This is a genomic window from Atlantibacter sp. RC6, from assembly GCF_014193285.1.
Classification (GTDB): domain Bacteria; phylum Pseudomonadota; class Gammaproteobacteria; order Enterobacterales; family Enterobacteriaceae; genus Atlantibacter.
In genome coordinates this window covers 1-21,724 of record NZ_JACHZE010000015.1, presented here as the reverse complement: position 1 = coordinate 21,724, position 21,724 = coordinate 1, and the positions used below count along the sequence as shown (strand labels likewise).

General features: G+C 55.2%; 26 protein-coding genes. All 26 read left to right on the top strand.

Annotated features, from left to right (window positions below):
- Positions 1-100 precede the first annotated feature (100 nt).
- The gene (locus FHW74_RS21840) at positions 101-490 is read left to right on the top strand and encodes a phage holin family protein (RefSeq protein WP_183172401.1); all 390 of its coding nucleotides are present in this window, start codon (positions 101-103) and stop codon (positions 488-490) included.
- Positions 480-758 carry a phage holin family protein gene (locus FHW74_RS21835; RefSeq protein ID WP_183172400.1) on the top strand — a complete coding sequence of 93 codons (279 nt, stop codon included), beginning with the start codon at positions 480-482 and terminating at the stop codon, positions 756-758. Before FHW74_RS21840 ends, FHW74_RS21835 begins: the two co-directional genes overlap by 11 nt.
- On the top strand, positions 758-1,372 hold the full coding sequence (locus tag FHW74_RS21830; RefSeq protein ID WP_183172399.1) for a glycoside hydrolase family 19 protein: 615 nt from the start codon (positions 758-760) through the stop codon (positions 1,370-1,372). The genes FHW74_RS21835 and FHW74_RS21830 overlap by 1 nt, the downstream gene beginning before the upstream one ends.
- Positions 1,369-1,719, top strand: a complete 351-nt coding sequence (locus FHW74_RS21825; protein ID WP_183172398.1) for a hypothetical protein — start codon at positions 1,369-1,371, stop codon at positions 1,717-1,719. The genes FHW74_RS21830 and FHW74_RS21825 overlap by 4 nt, the downstream gene beginning before the upstream one ends.
- Before the next feature lie 181 nt (positions 1,720-1,900).
- Positions 1,901-2,128 carry a hypothetical protein gene (locus FHW74_RS21820; RefSeq protein ID WP_183172397.1) on the top strand — a complete coding sequence of 76 codons (228 nt, stop codon included), beginning with the start codon at positions 1,901-1,903 and terminating at the stop codon, positions 2,126-2,128.
- A gap of 84 nt (positions 2,129-2,212) precedes the next feature.
- Positions 2,213-2,401: a hypothetical protein gene (locus FHW74_RS21815; protein ID WP_183172396.1), complete on the top strand. Its 189-nt coding sequence runs from the start codon at positions 2,213-2,215 to the stop codon at positions 2,399-2,401.
- A 98-nt stretch (positions 2,402-2,499) separates the two neighbouring features.
- Complete coding sequence (locus FHW74_RS21810) at positions 2,500-2,751, top strand: hypothetical protein (protein ID WP_183172395.1); 252 nt, start codon at positions 2,500-2,502, stop codon at positions 2,749-2,751.
- 669 nt (positions 2,752-3,420) lie between these two features.
- On the top strand, positions 3,421-3,909 hold the full coding sequence (locus tag FHW74_RS21805; protein ID WP_183172440.1) for a DUF1441 family protein: 489 nt from the start codon (positions 3,421-3,423) through the stop codon (positions 3,907-3,909).
- Positions 3,909-6,011: a phage terminase large subunit family protein gene (locus FHW74_RS21800; protein WP_183172394.1), complete on the top strand. Its 2,103-nt coding sequence runs from the start codon at positions 3,909-3,911 to the stop codon at positions 6,009-6,011. Before FHW74_RS21805 ends, FHW74_RS21800 begins: the two co-directional genes overlap by 1 nt.
- Positions 6,008-6,232 carry a hypothetical protein gene (locus FHW74_RS21795; RefSeq protein ID WP_183172393.1) on the top strand — a complete coding sequence of 75 codons (225 nt, stop codon included), beginning with the start codon at positions 6,008-6,010 and terminating at the stop codon, positions 6,230-6,232. The genes FHW74_RS21800 and FHW74_RS21795 overlap by 4 nt, the downstream gene beginning before the upstream one ends.
- The gene (locus tag FHW74_RS21790) at positions 6,229-7,734 is read left to right on the top strand and encodes a phage portal protein (RefSeq protein ID WP_183172392.1); all 1,506 of its coding nucleotides are present in this window, start codon (positions 6,229-6,231) and stop codon (positions 7,732-7,734) included. The genes FHW74_RS21795 and FHW74_RS21790 overlap by 4 nt, the downstream gene beginning before the upstream one ends.
- Positions 7,703-9,682 (top strand): ClpP-like prohead protease/major capsid protein fusion protein, encoded by a 1,980-nt coding sequence (locus tag FHW74_RS21785; protein ID WP_221192569.1) that lies wholly within the window; start codon positions 7,703-7,705, stop codon positions 9,680-9,682. Before FHW74_RS21790 ends, FHW74_RS21785 begins: the two co-directional genes overlap by 32 nt.
- Positions 9,683-9,763: 81 nt before the next feature.
- A complete protein-coding gene (locus FHW74_RS21780; RefSeq protein WP_183172391.1) occupies positions 9,764-10,087 on the top strand; it encodes a DUF2190 family protein in 324 nt (107 codons plus the stop codon).
- Entirely contained in the window at positions 10,080-10,355 is a 276-nt protein-coding gene (locus tag FHW74_RS21775; protein ID WP_183172390.1) for an ATP-binding protein, read from the top strand. Before FHW74_RS21780 ends, FHW74_RS21775 begins: the two co-directional genes overlap by 8 nt.
- A gap of 9 nt (positions 10,356-10,364) precedes the next feature.
- On the top strand, positions 10,365-10,919 hold the full coding sequence (locus tag FHW74_RS21770) for a phage tail protein (RefSeq protein ID WP_183172389.1): 555 nt from the start codon (positions 10,365-10,367) through the stop codon (positions 10,917-10,919).
- Complete coding sequence (gene gpU / locus FHW74_RS21765; protein ID WP_183172388.1) at positions 10,916-11,314, top strand: phage tail terminator protein; 399 nt, start codon at positions 10,916-10,918, stop codon at positions 11,312-11,314. The genes FHW74_RS21770 and gpU overlap by 4 nt, the downstream gene beginning before the upstream one ends.
- Before the next feature lie 7 nt (positions 11,315-11,321).
- Entirely contained in the window at positions 11,322-12,059 is a 738-nt protein-coding gene (locus FHW74_RS21760) for a phage tail protein (RefSeq protein WP_183172387.1), read from the top strand.
- 34 nt (positions 12,060-12,093) lie between these two features.
- The gene (gene gpG / locus FHW74_RS21755) at positions 12,094-12,501 is read left to right on the top strand and encodes a phage tail assembly chaperone G (protein ID WP_183172386.1); all 408 of its coding nucleotides are present in this window, start codon (positions 12,094-12,096) and stop codon (positions 12,499-12,501) included.
- Between the two features lie 8 nt (positions 12,502-12,509).
- Positions 12,510-12,815, top strand: a complete 306-nt coding sequence (locus tag FHW74_RS21750; RefSeq protein ID WP_183172385.1) for a phage tail assembly protein T — start codon at positions 12,510-12,512, stop codon at positions 12,813-12,815.
- Positions 12,796-15,420, top strand: a complete 2,625-nt coding sequence (locus FHW74_RS21745) for a phage tail tape measure protein (protein WP_183172384.1) — start codon at positions 12,796-12,798, stop codon at positions 15,418-15,420. Before FHW74_RS21750 ends, FHW74_RS21745 begins: the two co-directional genes overlap by 20 nt.
- A gap of 3 nt (positions 15,421-15,423) precedes the next feature.
- On the top strand, positions 15,424-15,771 hold the full coding sequence (locus FHW74_RS21740; RefSeq protein WP_183172383.1) for a phage tail protein: 348 nt from the start codon (positions 15,424-15,426) through the stop codon (positions 15,769-15,771).
- Positions 15,768-16,523: a phage minor tail protein L gene (locus FHW74_RS21735; RefSeq protein WP_183172382.1), complete on the top strand. Its 756-nt coding sequence runs from the start codon at positions 15,768-15,770 to the stop codon at positions 16,521-16,523. Before FHW74_RS21740 ends, FHW74_RS21735 begins: the two co-directional genes overlap by 4 nt.
- Position 16,524: 1 nt before the next feature.
- Entirely contained in the window at positions 16,525-17,235 is a 711-nt protein-coding gene (locus tag FHW74_RS21730; RefSeq protein ID WP_183172381.1) for a C40 family peptidase, read from the top strand.
- A 29-nt stretch (positions 17,236-17,264) separates the two neighbouring features.
- Entirely contained in the window at positions 17,265-17,672 is a 408-nt protein-coding gene (locus tag FHW74_RS21725) for a hypothetical protein (protein ID WP_183172380.1), read from the top strand.
- Between the two features lie 51 nt (positions 17,673-17,723).
- Positions 17,724-18,314, top strand: a complete 591-nt coding sequence (locus FHW74_RS21720) for a tail assembly protein (RefSeq protein WP_183172379.1) — start codon at positions 17,724-17,726, stop codon at positions 18,312-18,314.
- 60 nt (positions 18,315-18,374) lie between these two features.
- The coding region (locus FHW74_RS21715; RefSeq protein ID WP_183172378.1) for a host specificity protein J at positions 18,375-21,724 on the top strand (3,350 nt) is incomplete at its 3' end.

The window sequence follows — 21,724 nt, the reverse complement described above, 5'->3', positions numbered from 1 at the left end:
TTACTTCGTCACGAACTTAACAAAAATATTAAACCTCGCTTCGGCGGGGTTTTTCTTTCCCCTCATCTCTGAGAGGACTCACCACTAACGAGGGGGCTTAATGTCCGATCCTGTTTCCGGCACGTCTGTAGCGGCTGCCGGGCTCGCTGGTGCCAGCGTGTTTGGCCTGGCGACTGGTATTGATTACGGCGTCGTGTTTGGCTCGTTCGCCGGTGCCGTGTTTTATGTCGCCACGGCAGTAAACATCAGCCGTATAAAACTCGCGGCTTACTTCATGACTTCTTTCATCATGGGTGTTCTGGCTGCCGGGCTGGTCGGCTCAAAGCTGGCAGCGGCGACTGGTTATACTGAGCGCTCCCTCGATGCCCTGGGCGCGGTATTTATCTCGGCTCTGGCCATCAAGGTTCTGACATTCATTAATGCGCAGGACCTGAACACTCTGATGGGGATCCTGACCCGCTTTAGGGGTGGAGGTGCCAATGGCCGATAACCCGGCAGCACTCATCAATGCGATCGTGTGTGGAGTGATCGTACTCGTTCTGATGTTCTATCGCCGTGGCGATGCCCGGCACCGGCCAGGCATATCGATTCTGGCTTATGTGCTGGTGCTGGTATACGCCACGGTACCATTCCGCTTCCTCTTCGGCCTCTATGACTCATCCCACTGGCTGGTGGTGGTGGCAAACTTCATGATCTGCGCCGCCGTGTTATGGGCACGGGGTAACGTGGCGCGGCTAATCGACACGCTGAGGCGCTAATGAACCAATCTCAATTTCAGCAGGCGGCTAATCTCAGCGCCGGAACAGCTGCGCGCTGGTATCCACATATCGACGCGGCAATGAAAGAGTTCGGCATCACCGCACCGCTCGATCAGGCGATGTTTATTGCTCAGACCGGGCATGAGTCGCTGGGCTTCACCCGAGTGGTAGAAAGCTTTAATTATTCGGTAGACGGCCTGAAGAAAACCTTCGGTAAAAGGCTCACCGCATATCAGTGCGAGATGCTGGGGCGAATTGACGGTAAGCAGACCGCGCATCAACCGCAGATCGCCAATCTGGTTTACGGCGGGCGCTTGGGTAACAAAGCAGCAGGTGATGGCTGGAAATATCGCGGACGCGGCCCGATTCAGATAACAGGTCAGGATAATTACCGTCGCTGCGGCACCGCGCTGAAACTCGACTTGGTCACCAGTCCAGAGTTACTGGAACAGGACCGTAACGCGGCCCGTTCGGCGGCATGGTTCTATGCAGTTAGTGGCTGCATGCACTATTCCGGCGACCTTGCCCGCATCACCCAGATCATCAACGGCGGACATAACGGCATTGAAGACCGCCGTCAGCGTTACAACCGGGCGCGAGCTGTATTGCTATGAAGCTGCGATTTGTACTTCTGGCGATGGTGGTCGCAGTCTCAGCCACCGCGCTTATTGCCTGGCGTTCTGGATGGAATGCCCACGCCGACCATATCAACGCGCTTGCGGCAGCCAAAAAAGATAGGGCCGAGAAAGCCATCCAGCCGGTAGAGAAGAAAGCCGCTGCGGCCAGCGCCGAGGCGAAGGTGATTTACCGGACCATAACCCGCGACGTGGTGAAATATGTCCAGGATCCGAACCGTACTGTGTGTAAGTTTGATGATGAGTCTGTGCGGTTGCGCCAGCGTGCCATCGACGCTGCCAACACCATCAGCCGATTTGATGCAGGAACCGTGCAGGGCCAGTGATGCCGGGGCAAACAGCGATGAGGACCTGCAGGTGGATATCGAAACGGCAGAATGCCTGCGCCAGCTGCGGCTCAACACGTATCGCTGGCAAGCTTGGTATAAAGCGGTTAGGTGAAGGCAATAACCATCGTAAAGAGCATAGTGGTATGCTGCTAATTCCGTTTACTAGCAGGATAACTTTATGGCTATAAGCACGCTGTTGAAAACTATCGTCATTGAACACGAAAGGCATGGGCCGTTTAAGTTCGAAATTTATCTGACGAATGAATACTACTCAGCTGATATTCAATACCGTAACGGTGATGGCCGTTGGATGGTACATCAGAACGGTTATGGATTTCCCCAGGTCAAAAGCATTGATGATGCACAATCTGCTTGTGAAAGGTTTATAGAAAACCTAGGGAAATAATTAAAAGACTGCCTGTGGGCGGTTTTCTATTTCTCTCAATTTGGCCTCTCAATCGCGGGGCTTTTTAACAACTAAGGGTAATAAATGTCATCTCCAATCATGAAGTATTTTGCATATCAGCATCTCCCGGCACACCTGCAGGAGGTGAGTAAGCCAATTGGTGATCTTGCGACAATGATGGATGAGTCGCTTCCGGACGGCGCGGAAAAGTCAGCAGGCCTTCGCAAGCTGCTCGAAGCTAAAGATGCGCTGGTGCGCGCCAAGTTGGGTTAAGCCATTCAGAAGCTCTTCAATGAGGGGCTTCGATAATGGTTTACAAAATGGCATGATTTCTCTGTGGGCACATGAAGTGCCTCTATAAGGAGAAATACATGGCATATTTGAACCTAGTGAAGACGGTCTTAATTGGGGGCGCTGATAAGTATGAGATTTACGCTCAAGGCCCAAATGGGCAAGTGGAGAGAATTATTCACTACAAATTACGTTCAAGCAAAAACAGCAACGCCGTAGATGGAAGGTCTGAGTCTCAGTGGTTTATAAACGACCCGCTATTCCCGGTTCCCAAGGATAGTTTCAACAGTATGGTAGCAAACATTGGCTACTATCTGGACGAGCTAAAGTAACCGCCTCCGGGCGGTTTTTTATTGCCATCACCATGGGCATTACAGCAGGCATTCACTGATTGATTAGGGTAATGCTATTTAAGTCCGAATCCCTTAGATGCCGCATCGCCTGCAAGCATTCCTAATCCGCAGAAAAGTATCACGGGAATCCACGTTATAAAATCAGCGTATTCAGGGAGAATTTCTGCGAAGTAGAGACAAATTGAATATCCTGAATGAGTGATGGCGATGACAACCCATAGACAAAGCACCAATTTGAAGAAGTTTGTTATCTTTTGCATTCTTGCTATCTCAGGGAAAAAAATGATTTTTTAACATCTAATATTTCACGTCCTACAGTCAAATGGTGAATATCAATTATTAAGCTAATTTCACAAGCCACTGGCATCTGCTGGTGGATTTTTTATGCGCCGCGGACGCTGATTGGTTCACCCTAATCGCCTGTAACAGATCTCTGGATGGCTAAATTCAATGCCCATCAAATGCAAATGAGAATACCTCTCATTATGGCGGGTCCTCCCGGAGGGGGCCTTAGCCACGAGGCGGCGGGCACGCGGAAAACGGCTGGTTTTTGAAATCTGTGGTCATCATCATCATATGGGCAAGTTGCTGATTTAACGTATCGGCGATTTGCGAAGATGTCGAAACGGTTAAAAAGTGTTCACCATCATGGACCAGGAAATCGCTTCCCTGAAGCTCAACATTAACCAGCTCGCCGGGATCACTAATGTGCATCGCCAGACGGTAGCCGCCAGGCTGAAAAACGTCGAGCCAGCGCCCGGCAGCAACAGCAAACTGAAACTCTATCTGGTAACGGACGTCCTGACGGAGCTGATGGTGCCAACGGTGTCTGCGAGCACTGAGGAAATGCCACCTTCTGACCGCCTGGCACACTGGAAAGCGGAGAACGAGCGGATCAAGTTCGAGCAGGAAACAGGGCAGCTCATACCGGCGGAGCAGGTGGCACGCGAATTTGCTGTCATGTCTAAAGCCGTGGTTCAGGTTCTGGAAACGTTACCCGACATCCTGGAGCGTGACTGCGCATTATCGCCCGCAGCCGTCGCCCGCGTGCAGAGTGTCATTGATGATCTACGCGACCAGATAGCCCAGCGCGTTCTGGACGCCGAACCGGAGGAGGACCAGCCTGAGGAGGACTGATGGCGAAGCGGGCATCCGCAAGGGGTATCCGCAGGGATATGCCTGGAATTCTTCGAGCCCCGCGACGCATGCTGGTGGCCGAGGCGGTCAGTAAATATATGCGTGTCCCAATGGGGGCGGGTAACTCGGTCCCATGGGACCCTAACCTTGCACCCTATGTTATTGAGCCAATGAACTGCCTGGCATCACGCGAATATGATGCTGTCGTGTTCGTTGGTCCGGCGCGAACCGGTAAAACCATTGGCCTGATTGATGGCTGGGTGGTCTACAACGTGGTGTGCGATCCCTCCGATATGCTGATCATACAGATGACGGAAGAGAAGGCGCGCGAACACTCGAAAAAGCGTCTTGACCGTACATTTCGCTGTAGCCCGGAGGTTAAGAACCGGCTCAGCCCCCGGCGCAACGATAACAACGTTCACGACCGCACATTTCGGGCTGGCAACTACCTGAAAATTGGCTGGCCCTCTGTGAACATCATGTCCTCCTCGGATTATAAGTGCGTGGCGCTGACCGACTATGATCGCTTCCCGGAAGATATTGACGGTGAAGGTGATGCGTTTTCGCTGGCTTCAAAACGTACCACCACTTTTATGTCGTCCGGCATGACGCTGGTGGAAAGCTCACCCGGGCGCGACATCATCGACACCAAATGGCGGCGCACGTCGCCTCATGAAGCACCGCCGACAACAGGCGTTCTGGCGTTATACAACCGCGGCGATCGCCGACGCTGGTACTGGCCCTGCCCGCATTGCGGCGAGTATTTCCAGCCAGAAATGCATGCCATGACTGGCTATCGCGAAATCAGTGACACCGTTAAAGCCAGTGAAGCCGCGCATATCTGCTGCCCGGCTTGCAGCGGCAAAATCACCGCAGACATGAAGCGTACGCTCAACCTGAAGGGTTTATGGTTACGCGAAGGCCAGCATATAGACCGCGACGGCAATATCACCGGCGAGGCGCGGCGTTCCCGCATCGCCTCGTTCTGGATGGAGGGACCCGCAGCGGCGTATCAGACGTGGGCGCAGCTGGTCTACAAACTGCTGACGGCGGAGCAGGACTACGAGGTCACGGGCAGCGAAGAAACCCTCAAGACAGTCATCAATACCGACTGGGGACTTCCGTACCTTCCGCGCTCCGGGCTGAACCAGCGCAAGGGCGAAGCGTTGCAGCAGCGTGCAGAGCCGGTGGAAAAGCGCCGGGTGCCAGCCGGTGTCCAGTTCCTTGTTGCCACGGTTGACGTGCAGGGCGGGCGCAACCGCCGTTTTGTTGTTCAGGTCGTGGGTTACGGCGCGCAGGGTGAGCGGTGGATAGTTGACCGCTACAACATTCTTCAGTCCCTGCGTACCAACGCCGACGGCGAAAGTTTTCATATCGATCCGGCAAGTTACCCGGAGGATTGGGAACTGCTGCGCACTGACGTGCTTGATAAAACCTGGGCGATCGAAGGTGAGCCAGGAAAACGCATGAGCCTGATGGCGATGGCCGTGGACTCCGGCGGCGAAGACGGAGTTACGGATAACGCTTATGAGTTCTGGCGGCGCTGTCGCCGGGATGGTCTGCAACGCCGGGTATGGTTGTTCAAGGGTGACAGCCAGGCGCGCGCAAAACTCATCACCCGAACGTATCCTGACAATACCGGCCGCTCCTCCCGCCGGGCAAAGGCGGCGGGTGATGTTCCGCTCTATCTTCTGCAAACCAACGCGCTTAAGGACCGGATCAATAACGCCCTATGGCGTGATGTTCCCGGGCCGAACTATGTTCATTTCCCCGACTGGCTGGGGGAGTGGTTCTACGACGAACTGACCTATGAGGAGCGTTCCCCTGATGGTAAATGGACGAAGCCCGGTAAGGGCGCTAATGAGGCGTTTGACCTTATGGTTTATGCGCATGCCCTGGTCATTCTGCACGGTTACGAAAAGATTAAGTGGCCTGATGCGCCGGAATGGGCGCGCCGCGACACCTGGCTGGTGGCTGAAGTGGCAAACGAATCACCTGTTGTGGCAGCAGTTGCTAAGCCGGTACCGGCAGTATCTCAACCGAAGACTAAACCATCCCGTGACTCGGTATGGGCACCATCATCATCAGGAGGCTGGGTGTGAAGCTTAACGATATTCAGAATATGGTCGACCGCTACACCGAGGCGGAGCTGGTTGTTCTTCAGGGGAAATCCATCACCTTTAACGGCCAGCAGATGACCATGGAAAACCTCAGTGAAATCCGTAAAGGCCGCCAGGAGTGGGAGCGCAAACTGGCATCGGCAACTGCAGCCACCGCGGGCCGCTGTTCCGGCGGGTTTAAGCTGGCGAGGTTTCCGCGATGAGCCTGCTGGATAATGCAATCGGCCTGTTCTCACCGGGATGGAAAGCAGCGCGGCTGCGTTCCCGGATGGTGATCCAGGCATATGAAGCGGTTATGCCGACGCGCACCCACCGCGCCCGGCGCGAAAACCGCACCGCCAACCAGTTGACCCAGTTTGGTGGGCGCTCCCTGCGAGAGCAGGCACGCTGGCTGGACTGCAATCACGATCTGGTGATTGGCGTGCTCGATAAGCTGGAGGAACGCATCGTCGGCGCGAAGGGCATCATTGTGGAGCCACAACCGCTGCTCACAAACGGTCAGCTGGCTGACACGCTTGCCACACAAATCCGTGCAAAATGGACGGAATGGTCAGTATCCCCTGACGTGACAGGGCAGTTTACCCGGCCTGTACTGGAGCGCCTGATGGCGCGGACCTGGCTACGGGACGGCGAAGTCTTTGCCCAGCTGGTAAGCGGTACCGGAAACGGGCTTTCACCGGTGGCGGGCATCCCGTTCTGGCTGGAGGCGCTGGAGCCGGATTTTGTCCCGCTGGAAAAAACCGATACCAGCCAGAAACTCAGCCAGGGCATCTACCTGAACGACTGGGGACGCCCGGTGAAATATCTGGTGTACCGCAACATGCCCGCTGAAGGGATGCTGCTGGGCGACACCAAAGATATCGTCGCTGAAAACATGCTGCACCTTAAGTTCATGCGCCGCCTGCATCAGTTACGCGGTAACTCCCTGCTGGCAGGCGTAATGATGCGTTTGTCTGCGTTGAAGGAATACGAGGACGCCGAACTGACCGCCGCGCGCATCGCTGCCGCGCTGGGCATGTTTATCAAAAAAGGGGACGGCCAGTCCTATCCTGAAGACGCTGGCAGTGGCTCACGAGAGCTTAATATTGAGCCCGGCATGTTGTTTGACGATCTGCGGCCAGGTGAAGACATCGGGATGATCAAATCAGACCGACCCAATCCCAACCTCGAAACGTTCCGCAACGGCCAGCTGCGTGCAGTTGCTGCGGGTTCGCGCGGCAGTTTCTCCAGCATCGCCAGGAATTATGACGGTACCTACAGTGCCCAGCGCCAGGAGCTGGTTGAGTCCACTGAAGGTTATCTCATCCTCCAGGACGCATTTATTGCCGCGATCACCCGCCCGATGTACCGCGCGTGGCTGAAGATGGCTATCGCTTCCGGGGAAATCGAACTGCCGCGCGGCGTGGATAAGGCATCGCTCTATAACGCCGTCTACTCCGGACCGGTAATGCCGTGGATCGACCCGGTTAAAGAGGCGACAGCGTGGAAACTGCTTCTGCGCGGCGGCGCGGCCACGGAAAGCGAGTGGGTGCGTGCACGCGGTGCCAATCCGGATGACGTAAAACGTCGCCGTAAAGCAGAGGTTGATGAAAACCGTAAACAGGGGCTGGTGTTCGACACAGACCCGGCAAATGACAAAGGAGTCACCAGTGTCCAGGAAACGAAACCGGGTAATGAACCGCCCGAAAGCCAGCGTAAAAAATAGCTGGTTCCGTATGCAGGCCAGCGCGGAAAGCGAGGCGGAGATCTACATCTACGATGAAATTGGCTACTGGGGGGTAACGGCAAAACAGTTCGTTGCCAACCTGAAAGCCCTAGGTGATATCACCCACATCAAACTGCACATTAACTCGCCGGGTGGCGATGTCTTCGATGGCATCGCCATTTTTAATGCCCTGAAGTTCCACGGCGCCGCCATCACGGTTTATATCGATGGCCTGGCCGCGTCAATGGCCTCGGTAATCGCGATGGTCGGTAACCCGGTCATTATGCCGGAAAACACGATGCTCATGATCCATAAGCCATGGGGTTTCGCGGGCGGCGATGCAGATGACATGCGCGACTATGCCGACCTGCTAGACAAAGTGGAAAGTGTTCTTATCCCGGCCTACGCGGCCAAAACCGGCAAATCTCATGATGAGATTGCCGCCATGCTGGAAGACGAAACCTGGCTTACTGGCGAAGAGTGCCTGGCTCAGGGTTTTGCCGACCAGGTGACCCCGTCACTGCAGGCGATGGCCTGTATCCATTCAAAACGTATTGAGGAATTTGAGAAGATGCCAAAAAGCATTCGTAATATGGTCACCCCGCCGCGCAACACCGCCAGCCGTGATCCGCAAACCCCCGCGCAGCCGGATGCACCGCAGAATCCGGTAAACGCTGATACCATTCGTGCTCAGGTGATTGCAGAACAGCGTGAACGGCTCAACGGCATTAATGATCTGTTTGCCATGTTCGGCAATCGCCACCAGGACCTGCAGGCGCAGTGTATTGCCGATCTGGACTGCACCGTTGAGCAGGCCAAAGACAAGCTGCTGGCGGAACTCGGCAAAACAGCGACCCCCTCCAACAAAACCAGCACCACCCACATTTATGCGGGTAACGGGAATATCGTAGGCGACGGTATCCGCCAGGCGCTGATGGCCCGTGCCGGTTACGAAGAAGTGTCGCGCGATAACGTTTATAACGGTATGACGCTGCGTGAGTATGCGCGCATGTCCCTGACCGAACGCGGTATCGGTGTGGCGAGTTACAACCCGATGCAGATGGTCGGCTTCGCGCTGACGCACAGCACTTCTGATTTCGGTAATATCCTGCTGGACGTTGCCAACAAGGCGCTGCTGCAGGGCTGGGAAGAAGCCGAGGAAACCTTCGAGCTCTGGACCAAGAAAGGTAGCCTGAGCGACTTCAAGACCGCACATCGTGTTGGCATGGGTGGATTCCCGTCGCTGCGCCAGGTTCGTGAAGGTGCTGAATATAAGTACGTGACCACCGGCGATAAAGGCGAAACCATCGCACTGGCGACCTACGGTGAGATTTTCTCCATTACCCGCCAGGCCATTATCAATGATGACCTGAACCAGCTAACCGACGTCCCTACCAAAATGGGGCGTGCGGCAAAAGCCACCATTGGGGATCTGGTTTATGCGGTACTGATTGAAAACCCGAAACTGTCAGACGGCAAGGCACTGTTCAGCGCCGATCACAAAAACCTTTCTACGGGTGCTATCGATGTCACCAGCCTCGATAAAGCGCGCCAGCTGATGCGGGTACAGAAAGAAGGCGAACGTGCGCTGAATATTCGCCCGGCATACGTGCTGGTGCCGACGGTGCTTGAAACTGTAGCCAGCCAGACCATCAAGTCTGCCAGCGTTAAGGGTGCCGACGTCAATGCCGGTATCGTTAACCCGATCCAGAACTTTGCGCAGATTATTTCAGAAGCGCGACTGGATGATGCTGATCCTGCAGCGTGGTACCTGGCGGCCCAGAAAGGCAGCGACACCATCGAGGTTGCCTACCTGAACGGCGTCGATACTCCGTATATCGATCAGCAGGAAGGTTTCACCACCGACGGCGTGGCCACCAAAGTGCGTATCGACGCGGGTGTGGCACCGCTTGATTACCGCGGGCTGGTCAAATCCACCGGTAAATAATCTCTCCCTGTAGTTCCCGTGGCCCGTCAGGGCTTTTTTTGTGTCTGAAATTCGGCTCCGCCAGGGGCCGTGGAGACTTGCATGAAAAATTATCTTCAGGATGGCAATACCATCGCCATCACGAACAGTGGTGCTTCCGCAATCCTCAGTGGCGCGCCAGTTGTAATCAGTGACGTTGTTGCCGTGGCAATCGTCGATATCGCCCCCGGCGAAACCGGCGACGGACGCACGACCGGCGTCGTGATCCTGCCAAAACTGGCCGCTGATGATATCGCCCAGGGCGAGGCGGTTTATATCAAAGGCGGGAAAATCCAGCTGGATGCGACCGGAGCGGTACCAGCCGGGAAGGCCTGGGAAGCTGCCGGTGCGAATGCCACTTCAGTCGCGGTAAGGCTGAATGGCTAACCGGTTCCGGCAAATGGTGGCGCGCATGGACGCCGCCACTGTCCGGCAGATGGGCGATCGTGTGCTGATTAATGGTACGGGGTATGACGCCATCGAAAGCCAGTTCGTGGCTGAAATTGGGCCGGTGGTCGGTGAAGGGATTTCCCTCGTTATTTTCTCGGATTCACTGAAACCGCGCCGGAATGATGTCGTCATCTGGAAAGGTGAAATGTACAAAATTACCCGTCAGCAAACGTTCAACGGAAAGCCGCAAATCTGGATTGAATAAGGGGGCAGCATGTCCATCAAAGGACTGGATCAGGCCATTGCCAATCTTGAAAGCATCAGTAAAACAGCGGTTCCGCGCGCATCGTCCCAGGCTGTCAACCGCGTAGCCACCCGGGCAGTCAGCCACAGCACCCGGCGCGTCGCGGGGCAGACCAGGGTACCCAGGAAACTGGTTAATCAGCGTGCCCGGCTGAAGAAAGCCACGATCCGCAAGCCGCTGGCGACTATCCGTGTTAACCGAGGCAATCTTCCCGCCATCAAACTGGGCGTTGCCAGCGTCAGGCTTTCGCGCCGCAGGCGTGATGTGTCCGGTGCTGGCAGTGTGCTGCGTATTGGTAAATTCTCCTTTCCCGGCGGCTTCATTCAGCAACTGAAAAACGGTCGCTGGCATGTGCTTCGCCGTACCACCCGGGCGCGTTATCCGGTTGAAGTGGTCAGCATACCGCTGGCGACACCGTTGACCACTGCGTTTAAGGAAGAAAGTAAGCGGCTTACTGAAACCGACCTTCCCAAAGAGATGGCCGCGGCCCTTCGTAACCAACTGAGGCTGATAGTCACGAAATGAAGCACCCACTGATTCGTAAAACTGTACTCGACACACTGAAAGCCAGTAACGCCCCGGCGGCGACCTGGTTTGATGGTCGTCCGTCCGTACTGGACCCGCAGGATCTGCCGGCGGTCGCTGTATATCTCACCGATGCCGAGTCTACCGACGAGTCCGTTGACGAAGATATGTGGCGCGCCATGCTGCATATCGAAGTTTTTCTTAAAGGGGATGACACCGATTCGGCACTGGATGAATGGATGGAAAACAACATTTATCCGGTCATGGTCAGCATTCCCGCGCTTTCCGGCGTTCTCGAAACCATGTCTGCCCAGGGCTACGACTACCAGCGCGACGACGAAATGGCCACGTGGGGCTCGGCGGACCTGCAATATTCTATCTCTTATGTGATGTGAGGAAATTATGCCAACACCAAACCCTCTTGAGCCGGTCAAAGGCGCAGGCACCACGTTCTGGGTGTACACCGGTACCGGCGATCCCTATGCGAACCCACTTTCTGACACGGACTGGACGCGCACGGCGAAGGTTAAAGAACTGACGCCCGGGGAACTGACGGCGGAGTCTTATGACGATACCTACCTGGACGATCCCAACGCCGACTGGACGAACACCGCACAGGGTGAAAAGTCCGCTGGCGAAACCAGCTTTGTGCTGGCCTGGAAGCCTGGTGAATCCGGGCAGCAGGGGCTGGTTGACTGGTTCTATGCCGGTGATGTGCGTGCCTACAAAATTAAATTCCCCAACGGTACGGTCGACGTGTTTAAGGGCTGGATCAGCAGCCTGGGTAAAACCATTCCGGCAAAAGAAGTGATCACCCGCAGCGTGAAGATCAGCAACAACGGTAAGCCAAGCCTGGCGGAAGAGACCCGAACACCTGTTACTTCGGTGACCGGCGTGACGCTGAGCAAAACCACGCTTGCGCTGGCGGTAAATGCCTCCGATTCACTGAATGTCACGGTGAACCCGGCTGGCGCCACGGATAAAACTTTCCTGGCTTCGTCTTCCGACCGTGCGAAAGCAACTGTAACTGTGGCTGGCAATGTCCTGACTGTTAAGGGCGTGGCCGCAGGCCAGGCGGACATCGTAGTGATGACCAGTGACGGCCAGTTCATCGCAATCTGTAAAGTTACCGTTTCCTGAATCCAGGGGGCGTGAGCCCCCTTACGGAGAAAAGATGTCCAAATTCCTGAAGTCTGGCCAGCTTGAATACGGCGAACAGACAATCACCCTCTTTGAACTTTCTGCGCTACAGCGTATTGAGCATCTACAGTTCATTTCCAGCGCAGCAAAAGCACTGCCGACAGACGCAGATAAAGAGACGCTTTACACACTGCTGGTGGAGCAGGATATCCGCCAGGGTGCCCGACTTGTTGCCATGTCGCTCTGGCATGCCGATCCCGCCAACAGCGATATTGAGCAGCTTTATCAGGATGTCTTGTCCGGCTGGCCAATCACCATGATCGGTGCTGCTGACCGGTTCGTGAAGGCACTCTCTGACATGCTGCCGGCAGAGCAGGATCAACCTGATAACCCGGGCGAAACTGAAGAGCTCGCGCCGGAAAAGTCCTCGCCGGCGAGCTGAATTTTGTCATGAAGCTGGCGAGGGAATTTCGACGCCCGGACTGGCGCCAGATGCTTGCCGGCATGTCATCTTCAGAACTGGCTGAGTGGGGGCGTTTTTACCGAGAACAGTATTTCGAAAACGATCTGCAGGATGCTCATTTTTCCCGCCTGAGCCATCTCATCATTTCCATCATGTGTAAGGACACTGATCTGACCCCCGGCAGCTTCAGTCTTCTTAATCCTCCTGAGCTGGTCACTGAACAGGATGACAACACCATGATGTCCGTTGCTGAAAGTCTAGGAGGAGTACGCTATGGCCCAGTCGGTGGGTGACCTGATCGTTAATCTCGATCTGAATTCCCCAAAATTTAACGAGCAGCTGGTTTACAGCGGAAAGAAGCTCAGTGAACTGGGCAAGGCGGCCACCGCTACTGCCGATCAGGTCGACCGGGCGTTCAACCGTCAGGAAGCCGCGGCCCGGCGCGCGGGTATGTCAGTGGGCGCATACAGTAACGCCGTTCGTATGTTACCTGCGCAGTTCACCGATATCGCCACACAGCTGGCCGGCGGCCAGTCGCCGTTCCTGATCCTGCTCCAGCAGGGCGGGCAGGTTAAGGACAGCTTCGGCGGATTTGGGCCGATGTTCCAGGCACTTCGCGATGCACTTTTCGGTTTTAGTGGCGACGTACAGAAAACCACTGACGAGGCGAGTGAAAGTGCGGGTGAACTTGCTGAGAGCTTCAATAACGCTTCTGACGCCGCGGAAAACCTCGGCAGGGCACGAGGATTTATCACGCCGTTCAACGTGGCGCTGGCTGCTGTAGCGGTGACTGCCGGCCTGATGATGTATTCGTGGTATCGCAGCAATTCGCAACTGTCTGATTTCAACAAAACGCTGGTTCTTTCAGGCAATACTGCAGGGCTGACAGCGCAAAAAATGCTGACGGTGAGTAAGGCTGCCGCCAGCGCCGGGATCACATTCTCAGCGGCTGCCGGTACGCTGACTGCACTGGTGAATGCCGGTGTTGCTGCGGGAGCTAATTTTGAGCGCCTTTCGGTAAGCATCACCGAGTTTGCAGACAAAAGCGGTCTGGAAATTGAGGATGTGGCCAAAGCGTTCGGGAAACTGACCAGCGATCCCACCTCCGGTCTGATTGCCATGGCGCAGCAGTTTCACAACGTGACGGCTGAGCAAATTGAGCACGTAGCGCAACTGCAGCGCTCCGGTGATGCCGCGGGCGCGCTGAAAGCGGCAAACGACGCAGCGACCGAAGGTTTTGAAAGGCAGACCCGTGCCATTGAAGGCAATATGGGTACTCTTGAGCGTGCGGCGAATACTGTCGGCGATGCGTTCAAGTCGATGTGGGATAAGATACTTGATATCGGTCGCCCTGATAGCGGTGCTGAACTGCTGAAAAAGGCTCAACAGCAGTTTGATATTGCTCAGGCCAACTTCGATAAAAACGCAACCGGTCCTGGCGTATCCGATGCGATGCGAAACCAGTATCAGAAAGTACTGGACCGTACCCGAATCAGTCTTCAGGCCGCGCAACTGCAGGCAGATTTGCAAACTGTTTCTGAGGAGAGCGCACAGGCGCAGGCGACCATTGAGCGGGACAGGCTCAGGTATGCCACGCAGGCTCAGGCGAGTTATGAAAAGACGCAAACCGCCCTTGATAAATACACCAGTAAACAAAAAGAACTGAACAAGGCGCTACAGGAAGGGCGTATCCTTCAGGGAAGCTACAATACCCTGATGGCTGCGGCGAAAAAAGAATACGAGGACTCCCTTAAGAAGCCCGCCAGAACCACCACCCCAGGTGGTGTAAAAGCGACGGACTCTATCAGTGCACAAACGCTGGAGCTCCAGGCGCAACTGGAAGTACTGCGCCAGCACCGGGGACTGAATGACACCATCAGCCAGCAGCGTCAGAATCTCTGGAAAGAACAGGCCCGTTTCGCTGTACTGGAGAACGCTGCGAAAACGCGTGCCCTGACGGCTGACGAAAAATCCCTGCTCAGTAATAAAGAACAGATACTCGCCCAGGCAGAAATCAATGCCCGGCTTGGCGATCAAATCGCTATTCAGGAGCGCCTGAACAACCTGCAGGACCGATCTCAAAAATATGTCACACAGATGGGGGAGAAGACCCGGGCCCTCACTGACAGTGCAGGCCTGAGCAGCCGCCAACAGCAGCGCAGGCTTGATGAGGCGCAGTTGCTGCAGGGCTGGAAAAATGCTGGTGGTACTGAATCGGATGAGGGTTACCAACAGGAGCTGGAGTCCCTTAAGAAATTCTACGCCGCACAGGATGATCTGCGCGGAAACTGGCAGGCGGGCGCGCGTACCGCATGGGCGAATTATGTTGATTCAGCATCCGATGCTTACGGGCAGATGGAATCACTGGCGACTACTGCATTTGATGGCATCAGTGAAAATATGGCCGAGATGCTCACAAGCGGGAAAGCTAACTGGTCTGACTTTACCCGGTCAATTTTGTCCATGCTGACCCAGATCCTGATGAAGCAGGCGCTGGTGGGGATGGTCAATTCAGTAACAATGGCTATGGGTTACGCTGCCGGAGGTTACACCGGTTCAGGTGGTAAATATGAGCCTGCTGGCGTGGTTCACCGTGGCGAGTTTGTTTTTACCAAAGATGCAACCAGTCGCCTCGGGGTGGGCAATCTCTATAACCTGATGCGGGGTTACGCATCGGGTGGCCTTGTCGGTGGTGGATCAACAGCTATCGCCGCACCTTTTGGTGTCAGTGTCTATGCGCCTGTTTCAGTCACCTCCCCGCAGAACGAAACGAAGCAACCTCCCGGTGATCAGCTTGGTCGCGCTTACCAGCAGGTCATTACGCAGGCCGTTAATGAAGGCATTGCAAAAGCAGTGCGTCCTGGCGGCCTAATCTGGAACGCAACCAGAGGCAGATAAACTATGGCTATCGAAAGCTTCCCCTGGTCGATTCAGTCGGCCAGCCAGCCCACGACCAAAAGCACCGATACGATCCGTAAGGTTCAGTTTGGCGATGGTTATACGCAGGTCAGCGGCTCAGGGCTGAACAGCGAGACCCTGAACTACGAGTATTCTTTTACCGGGCGGCCGGAGAAAGGATTGCAGATTTATGCTTTTCTCCGCCGCCACAAAACTAAATCCTTCTCGTTTAAACCGCCTTTCGGTGATCTCGCCTTATGGCGGGTTGAGGCTGACAGCCTTCAGAAGGTCATCAGGAGCAAAACGGTGATGACAATTACAGCCACCTTTGAACAGGCTTTTAAACCATGAGCTTAAACAGTGATTACCAGAAACTTGAGCCGGGCAATGCAGTCCGGCTTTTTTCTGTCGACGGTACGGCGTTCGGAACCGGCGAAGTGCTGCGTTTCCACAGCCACAACGTTCCGCATACAGAAGCAGAGATCGTGGCCGCTGGCGGCGTTGAGTCAAAACTACCGGCAAAAAGTATCTGGTGGCAGGGGCAGGAATATAAAGCCTGGCCGTGCCAGATTGAAGGGATAGAGGCGTCTACCAGTGGCAGCAGCGCACAGCCAAAATTATCGGTTGCCAACCTGGACGGCTCGATCACCGCGCTGTGCCTGGCGTATGACGACCTGCTGCAGGCTAAAGTGATGATCCACGACACGCTGGCGCAGTACCTTGATGCGCGTAACTTTCCCGGTGGAAACCCGACGGCAGACGCGACGCAGGAAAAGCTACAGGTCTGGTATATCGACGCGAAAACTTCTGAAACCAGTGAGGTGGTGGAGTTTGCGTTATCCAGCCCGATGGATTTGCAGGGTCTGATGATCCCGACGCGGCAGCTTCATTCCCTGTGCACATGGTGCATCCGCAACAAGTACCGCACCGGCGATGGCTGTGATTACGCCGGGACGCGTTACTTCGATAAAAACAACAACCCGGTGGACGACCCGTCCCGCGACGAATGTAACGGCACACTGACCGCCTGCAAACTGCGGTTCGGTGGAGGTAATGAACTGTCGTTCGGCGGCTTTCCGGGCACATCGCTAATCCGGAGCTGATATGCGTAAAAAGACCATCGCGGCCATCATGGCCCACGCCGAAGCGGAATATCCGCGCGAGTGCTGCGGGGTGGTGGCACAGAAAAGCAGAGTGGAGCGGTATTTCCCCTGTCGCAATCTCGCTACCGAACCAACAGAACATTTTCACCTCTCGCCGGAGGATTACGCCGCAGCGGAAGATTGGGGAACGGTCACCGCCGTCGTGCACAGCCATCCGGACGCCACCACGCAGCCGAGCGAAATGGACAAAGCGCAGTGTGATGTGACGGCGCTGCCCTGGCATATCGTCAGCTGGCCGGAAGGCGACTTACGAACCATCATACCACGCGGTGAAATTCCGCTGCTTGAGCGTCCGTTCGTGCTCGGCGTCTACGACTGCTGGGGTCTGGTGATGAGTTTTTACCGCCAGACCTACGGTATAGAGCTGGCGGATTACCGCGTCGATTATGCCTGGTGGGAAGATCAATACCCTGACAACCTTTATCAGGATAACTGGTACAATTGCGGTTTCCGGGAGTTCACCGGCGCGCCAAAGCCGGGGGACGTGGTGATCATGCAGGTGCAGTCGAATAAGTGGAACCATGCCGGGATCTTACTTGAAGGCAATATGCTGCTGCACCACCTTTACGGGCATCTCAGTCAACGGGTGCCTTATGGCGGTTACTGGATGGAACGCACCATGAAGATTTTACGGCATAGTTCCCTGTGCTAACCTTCGTTTTTTACCGAAGGGATATGGAAATGAAAAAGTTATTTTTGGCTATATGCGTTATTGGATTGGCTGGTTGCGCCAGGCCATACGGTCCAGCTGAGACAATAATTAATAAGCAAATTGTTCAGCCTAAGACTGGAGTTGAACAAACCAAAGTTACCATAACTCGTAACAAACAATTCATTGGTGGTGGCAGTGGCGGCACATGTCGGTTCTTGGTGCAAATCGACGGAGCCGACGTTGCTAAGCTCCGTCAGAATCAATTCGTTTCTGCCTATTTGGATAATGGCAAGCATTTATTAAGGGTTAGTAACGAATGTGATATAGCATCAATGGGAATGAGAAAGTCATTAGAAATTGACGCTTCTGGAGGGGAGCAGGAATACTTAGCCGAAAATGGAATGTGGGGTCAATATCGAATGTGGAGAATAAAATAATATCCTTTACCCAAACAGGTCGCTCAGGCGGCCTTTTTTATTGGAGTGATAATGAAAGAATTAATGACTCAAATTGAGCTTAGTGGAGACTTAGGAAAATTCTTTGGAAAAACTCACCATCGATTGATTAGTACAGTTCATGAAGCTACAAGAGCGTTGGCGGCAACTATTCCGGGTTTTGAAAAATACATGATAACCAGCGATCGACGCGGGATAACGTACGCGGTTTTTCGCGGAAAGAAGAATATTGGAAAAGATGATTTAGGTTACCCTGTAACCAAGGAAGTAATCCGTATAGTGCCAGTAATAATGGGTAGTAAAAAAGCAGGTGTATTTCAAACAATATTAGGTGCTGTTTTGGTAGTGGTTGGGGCTGTTGCTACTTACTTTGGTGGCGGTGTCGTGGGAGTCCCAATGATGCAAGCAGGTGGGGCGATGATGCTCGGAGGAGTAATCCAGATGCTCTCTCCACAACCCTCTGGTCTTGCCAGTAAGCAGGATTCTGATAATAAAGCCTCATACGCTTTTGGCGGCGTAACGAATACAGCCGCACAAGGGTATCCTGTACCCATTGGCTACGGAAAGCGCCGTATTGGTGGCGCGATTATTTCTGCCGGTATTTACGTCGAAGATCAGCAATAACCATTCACTGATTATTCCCTCACTGTTACCGCCGCCTGGCGGTTTTTTTATGGGCGCAACATGGCAAAACATATTAAAGGGCGCAAAGGCGGCGACTCTAAACAACGCACGCCCACGGAACAGCCGGACGATCTGCAGTCGGTGGCAAAAGCCAAAATACTGATTGCCCTGGGCGAGGGGGAATTTGCTGGTGGGCTGGCGGGCAGTAATATTTTTCTGGATGGCACGCCCCTGGAAAATCCTGACGGCTCCCAAAACTTTTCCGGCGTCGCCTGGGAATTCCGCCCCGGTAACCAGGCGCAGCCGTATATTCAGGGTATGCCGGGTTCTGAAAACGAAATCAGCGTGGGCACGGAGGTTTCCAGCGCTACCGCCTGGACGCGCACGTTTACCAATACCCAGCTTTCCGCCGTTCGCCTGCGTATCAAATGGCCGTCGCTGTACCGCCAGGAGGATGACGGGGATCTGGTGGGTAATTCTGTGGCCTATGCCGTTGACCTGCAGACAGATGGCGGAGCCTGGCAGACTGTAATCAATACGGCGGTAACCGGCAAAACCACCTCGGGTTATGAGCGCAGCCACCGTATCGACCTGCCGCGCGCCGGTACCACCTGGACATTGCGCCTTCGCAAATTAACGCCGGATGCCAACAGCGCCAGAATCGGCGACACCATGACGCTGCAGAGTTACACGGAAGTCATTGATGCCAAGTTGCGTTACCCGAGCACCGCGCTGCTGTACATCGAATTTGACTCCAGCCAGTTCAACGGCAGCATACCGCAGATTTCCTGTGAGCCGGCGATGCGCGTGATCCGTGTCCCCGATAATTATGATCCGGTTGCGCGCACCTATACCGGCACCTGGACGGGCGGGTTTAAATGGGCCTGGACAGATAACCCGGCGTGGATTTTTTACGACATCGTGATTGCCGATCGATTTGGGCTGGGCCATCGCCTGACGGCGGCGAACATCGATAAGTGGACGCTGTACCAGGTGGCACAGTACTGCGACCAGATGGTACCGGACGGGAAGGGCGGGAACGGCGCTGAGCCGCGCTATACCTGCAACGTCTATGTGCAGGACCGCAACGAAGCCTATACCGTGCTGCGGGACTTTGCCGCCATCTTCCGTGGCATGACGTACTGGGGCGGTAACCAGATCGTGGCGCTGGCGGACATGCCGCGCGATATCGATTACAACTACACCCGCGCTAACGTGGTCAGTGGTGAATTCGTTTACTCGAGCAGCACGACCAAGACCCGTTACACCACGGCGCTGGTCTCGTATTCGGACCCGGATAACGGCTACGCTGACGCCATGGAGCCAGTGTTTGAGCAACCGCTGGTTGCACGCTACGGGTTTAACCAGCTCGAGATGACCGCAATTGGCTGCACCCGGCAGAGTGAGGCAAACCGCAAAGGGCGCTGGGGCATTCTGACCAACAACAAGGACCGAATCGTCACGTTCTCAGTTGGGCTGGACGGCAATATCCCGCAGCCGGGTTACATCATCGCCGTCGCTGATGAAATGCTCTCCGGAAAAGTGACAGGTGGACGCATCAGTTCGGTTAATGGCCGGGTGATCACGCTTGACCGCGTGCCGGATGCTAAGCCAGGTGAGCGGCTTGTTCTCAACCTGCCGTCCGGCGCATCACAGGCCCGGACGATCCAGGCGGTTAATGGTCAGGCCGTCACTGTCAGTATCGCCTACAGCGAAACGCCGCAGACCGAAAGCGTCTGGGTGGTCGAATCTGACGAGCTGTATGCCCAGCAGTACCGGGTGGTCAGCGTCAGCGACAACAATGACGGGACATTCACTATTTCCGGCGCGTTTCACGATCCGGATAAGTATGCCCGCATTGATACCGGCGCAATCATCGACCAGCGCCCGGTAAGCGTGATCCCGCCGGGCAGCCAGTTCGCACCGGAAAATATCGCCATCAGTTCTTTCTCGGTGGTGAATCAGGGCATCAGCATTGAAACGATGCGCGCCAGCTGGGACCCGGCACCCAACGCCATTGCTTATGAAGCACAGTGGCGGCGCAACGACGGGAACTGGGTGAACGTTCCGCGCAGTTCGACCACTTCGTTTGAGGTGCCGGGCATCTATGCGGGGCGCTACCTGGTGCGCGTGCGCGCCATCAACGCGGCGGAGATCTCCAGCGGCTGGGGGTACTCACCGGAGAAATCGCTGACGGGTAAAGTGGGCAACCCGCCGAAGCCGATCGGATTTACGGCGACAGGTATCAACTGGGGTATCCGGCTTAACTGGGCTTTCCCGGCCAACACGGAAGACACGCTGAAAACCGAAATTCAGTACACCCCGCGTGACGACCATGCCGATCCGCTTTTGCTTTCTGATGTGCCATACCCGCAGGCCGACTACACCCAGCTCGGGTTACGCGCCGGGCAGATTTTCTGGTACCGCGCGCAACTGGTCGACAAAACCGGTAACGAGTCGGGCTGGACGGACTGGATCAGGGGCATGGCTAACGACCAGGCCAGCGACTATCTGGAGGATATCGCCAAAGACCTGCTGACCTCAGAAGATGGGAAGCGACTGACAGAACAAATCGATTTCACCCTGGCGGGACAGATGCAGACTACGCTGGCCCAGGTGGAAAGCGCGCAATTGCAATATGAGCAGGTGGGAGCTGCACGCGCTGAGATTTCACAGGTAAAAATCACCCAGGCCGATGCAGAGAAAGCCTTTGCGCAGTTCCAGGAACTGGTGGCCGTGCAGTTCGGTGAAAACGCGGCGGAAATTAACGAGGTTAAAACGGCGCAGGCAACAGCGGATGAAGCGTTTGCTGAATATCGTCTCACCGTCGCGGCGGATTTTAACGGTGTTAACAGCAGTATCTCCACCATTCAGGAGGCGCAGGCCAGCGCGGATCAGGCATTCGCGCAATACCAGACGCAGGTGGCGACGAAGTTTGGCGATCAGCAGGCCGCCATCAACGAAAAAATGACCGCGTATACAGACGCTGCCAGCGCCAATGCGATTTACACCCTCCGCACGGGCGTGAAATACAACGGCAATTATTACGACGCCGGGCTGTCAGTGGCGGTTATGGCGGATGGTTCCGGGGTGAAAACCCGCGTGGCGATTAATGCCGATCAGTTCGTGATGCTGTCCGGGCAGGGCGGCGTTCAGTATTCGCCGTTCGGCATCGTTAATGGTCAGGTGTTTCTGAACTCCGGATTCATCCAGGACGGGACCATTATTAACGCGAAGATCGGTGCCTATATCCAGTCAAATACCTGGGATGGCTCGGGGAATAGTGGATGGCACATCAATAAAAGTGGTTATGCCTATTTCACCGGCGTAACCATTAAAGGGACTGTTTATGCCAGCGCCGGCTCGTTCACAGGAACGGTGTATGCAACTGACGGGCGGTTCACCGGGGT

Excerpts from the sequence above, each read along its gene's own strand:
- FHW74_RS21790 (WP_183172392.1), top strand. The coding sequence starts at position 6,229 with ATGAGCCTGCTGGATAATGCAATCGGCCTGTTCTCACCGGGATGGAAA.
- FHW74_RS21815 (WP_183172396.1), top strand. The coding sequence starts at position 2,213 with ATGTCATCTCCAATCATGAAGTATTTTGCATATCAGCATCTCCCGGCA.
- FHW74_RS21840 (WP_183172401.1), top strand. The coding sequence starts at position 101 with ATGTCCGATCCTGTTTCCGGCACGTCTGTAGCGGCTGCCGGGCTCGCT.
- FHW74_RS21805 (WP_183172440.1), top strand. The coding sequence starts at position 3,421 with ATGGACCAGGAAATCGCTTCCCTGAAGCTCAACATTAACCAGCTCGCC.
- FHW74_RS21810 (WP_183172395.1), top strand. The coding sequence starts at position 2,500 with ATGGCATATTTGAACCTAGTGAAGACGGTCTTAATTGGGGGCGCTGAT.
- FHW74_RS21770 (WP_183172389.1), top strand. The coding sequence starts at position 10,365 with ATGTCCATCAAAGGACTGGATCAGGCCATTGCCAATCTTGAAAGCATC.
- FHW74_RS21835 (WP_183172400.1), top strand. The coding sequence starts at position 480 with ATGGCCGATAACCCGGCAGCACTCATCAATGCGATCGTGTGTGGAGTG.
- FHW74_RS21775 (WP_183172390.1), top strand. The coding sequence starts at position 10,080 with ATGGCTAACCGGTTCCGGCAAATGGTGGCGCGCATGGACGCCGCCACT.
- FHW74_RS21825 (WP_183172398.1), top strand. The coding sequence starts at position 1,369 with ATGAAGCTGCGATTTGTACTTCTGGCGATGGTGGTCGCAGTCTCAGCC.
- FHW74_RS21750 (WP_183172385.1), top strand. The coding sequence starts at position 12,510 with ATGAAGCTGGCGAGGGAATTTCGACGCCCGGACTGGCGCCAGATGCTT.
- FHW74_RS21760 (WP_183172387.1), top strand. The coding sequence starts at position 11,322 with ATGCCAACACCAAACCCTCTTGAGCCGGTCAAAGGCGCAGGCACCACG.
- FHW74_RS21740 (WP_183172383.1), top strand. The coding sequence starts at position 15,424 with ATGGCTATCGAAAGCTTCCCCTGGTCGATTCAGTCGGCCAGCCAGCCC.
- gpU (WP_183172388.1), top strand. The coding sequence starts at position 10,916 with ATGAAGCACCCACTGATTCGTAAAACTGTACTCGACACACTGAAAGCC.
- FHW74_RS21830 (WP_183172399.1), top strand. The coding sequence starts at position 758 with ATGAACCAATCTCAATTTCAGCAGGCGGCTAATCTCAGCGCCGGAACA.
- FHW74_RS21820 (WP_183172397.1), top strand. The coding sequence starts at position 1,901 with ATGGCTATAAGCACGCTGTTGAAAACTATCGTCATTGAACACGAAAGG.
- FHW74_RS21720 (WP_183172379.1), top strand. The coding sequence starts at position 17,724 with ATGAAAGAATTAATGACTCAAATTGAGCTTAGTGGAGACTTAGGAAAA.
- FHW74_RS21735 (WP_183172382.1), top strand. The coding sequence starts at position 15,768 with ATGAGCTTAAACAGTGATTACCAGAAACTTGAGCCGGGCAATGCAGTC.
- FHW74_RS21725 (WP_183172380.1), top strand. The coding sequence starts at position 17,265 with ATGAAAAAGTTATTTTTGGCTATATGCGTTATTGGATTGGCTGGTTGC.
- FHW74_RS21730 (WP_183172381.1), top strand. The coding sequence starts at position 16,525 with ATGCGTAAAAAGACCATCGCGGCCATCATGGCCCACGCCGAAGCGGAA.
- FHW74_RS21745 (WP_183172384.1), top strand. The coding sequence starts at position 12,796 with ATGGCCCAGTCGGTGGGTGACCTGATCGTTAATCTCGATCTGAATTCC.
- FHW74_RS21800 (WP_183172394.1), top strand. The coding sequence starts at position 3,909 with ATGGCGAAGCGGGCATCCGCAAGGGGTATCCGCAGGGATATGCCTGGA.
- gpG (WP_183172386.1), top strand. The coding sequence starts at position 12,094 with ATGTCCAAATTCCTGAAGTCTGGCCAGCTTGAATACGGCGAACAGACA.
- FHW74_RS21785 (WP_221192569.1), top strand. The coding sequence starts at position 7,703 with ATGAACCGCCCGAAAGCCAGCGTAAAAAATAGCTGGTTCCGTATGCAG.
- FHW74_RS21780 (WP_183172391.1), top strand. The coding sequence starts at position 9,764 with ATGAAAAATTATCTTCAGGATGGCAATACCATCGCCATCACGAACAGT.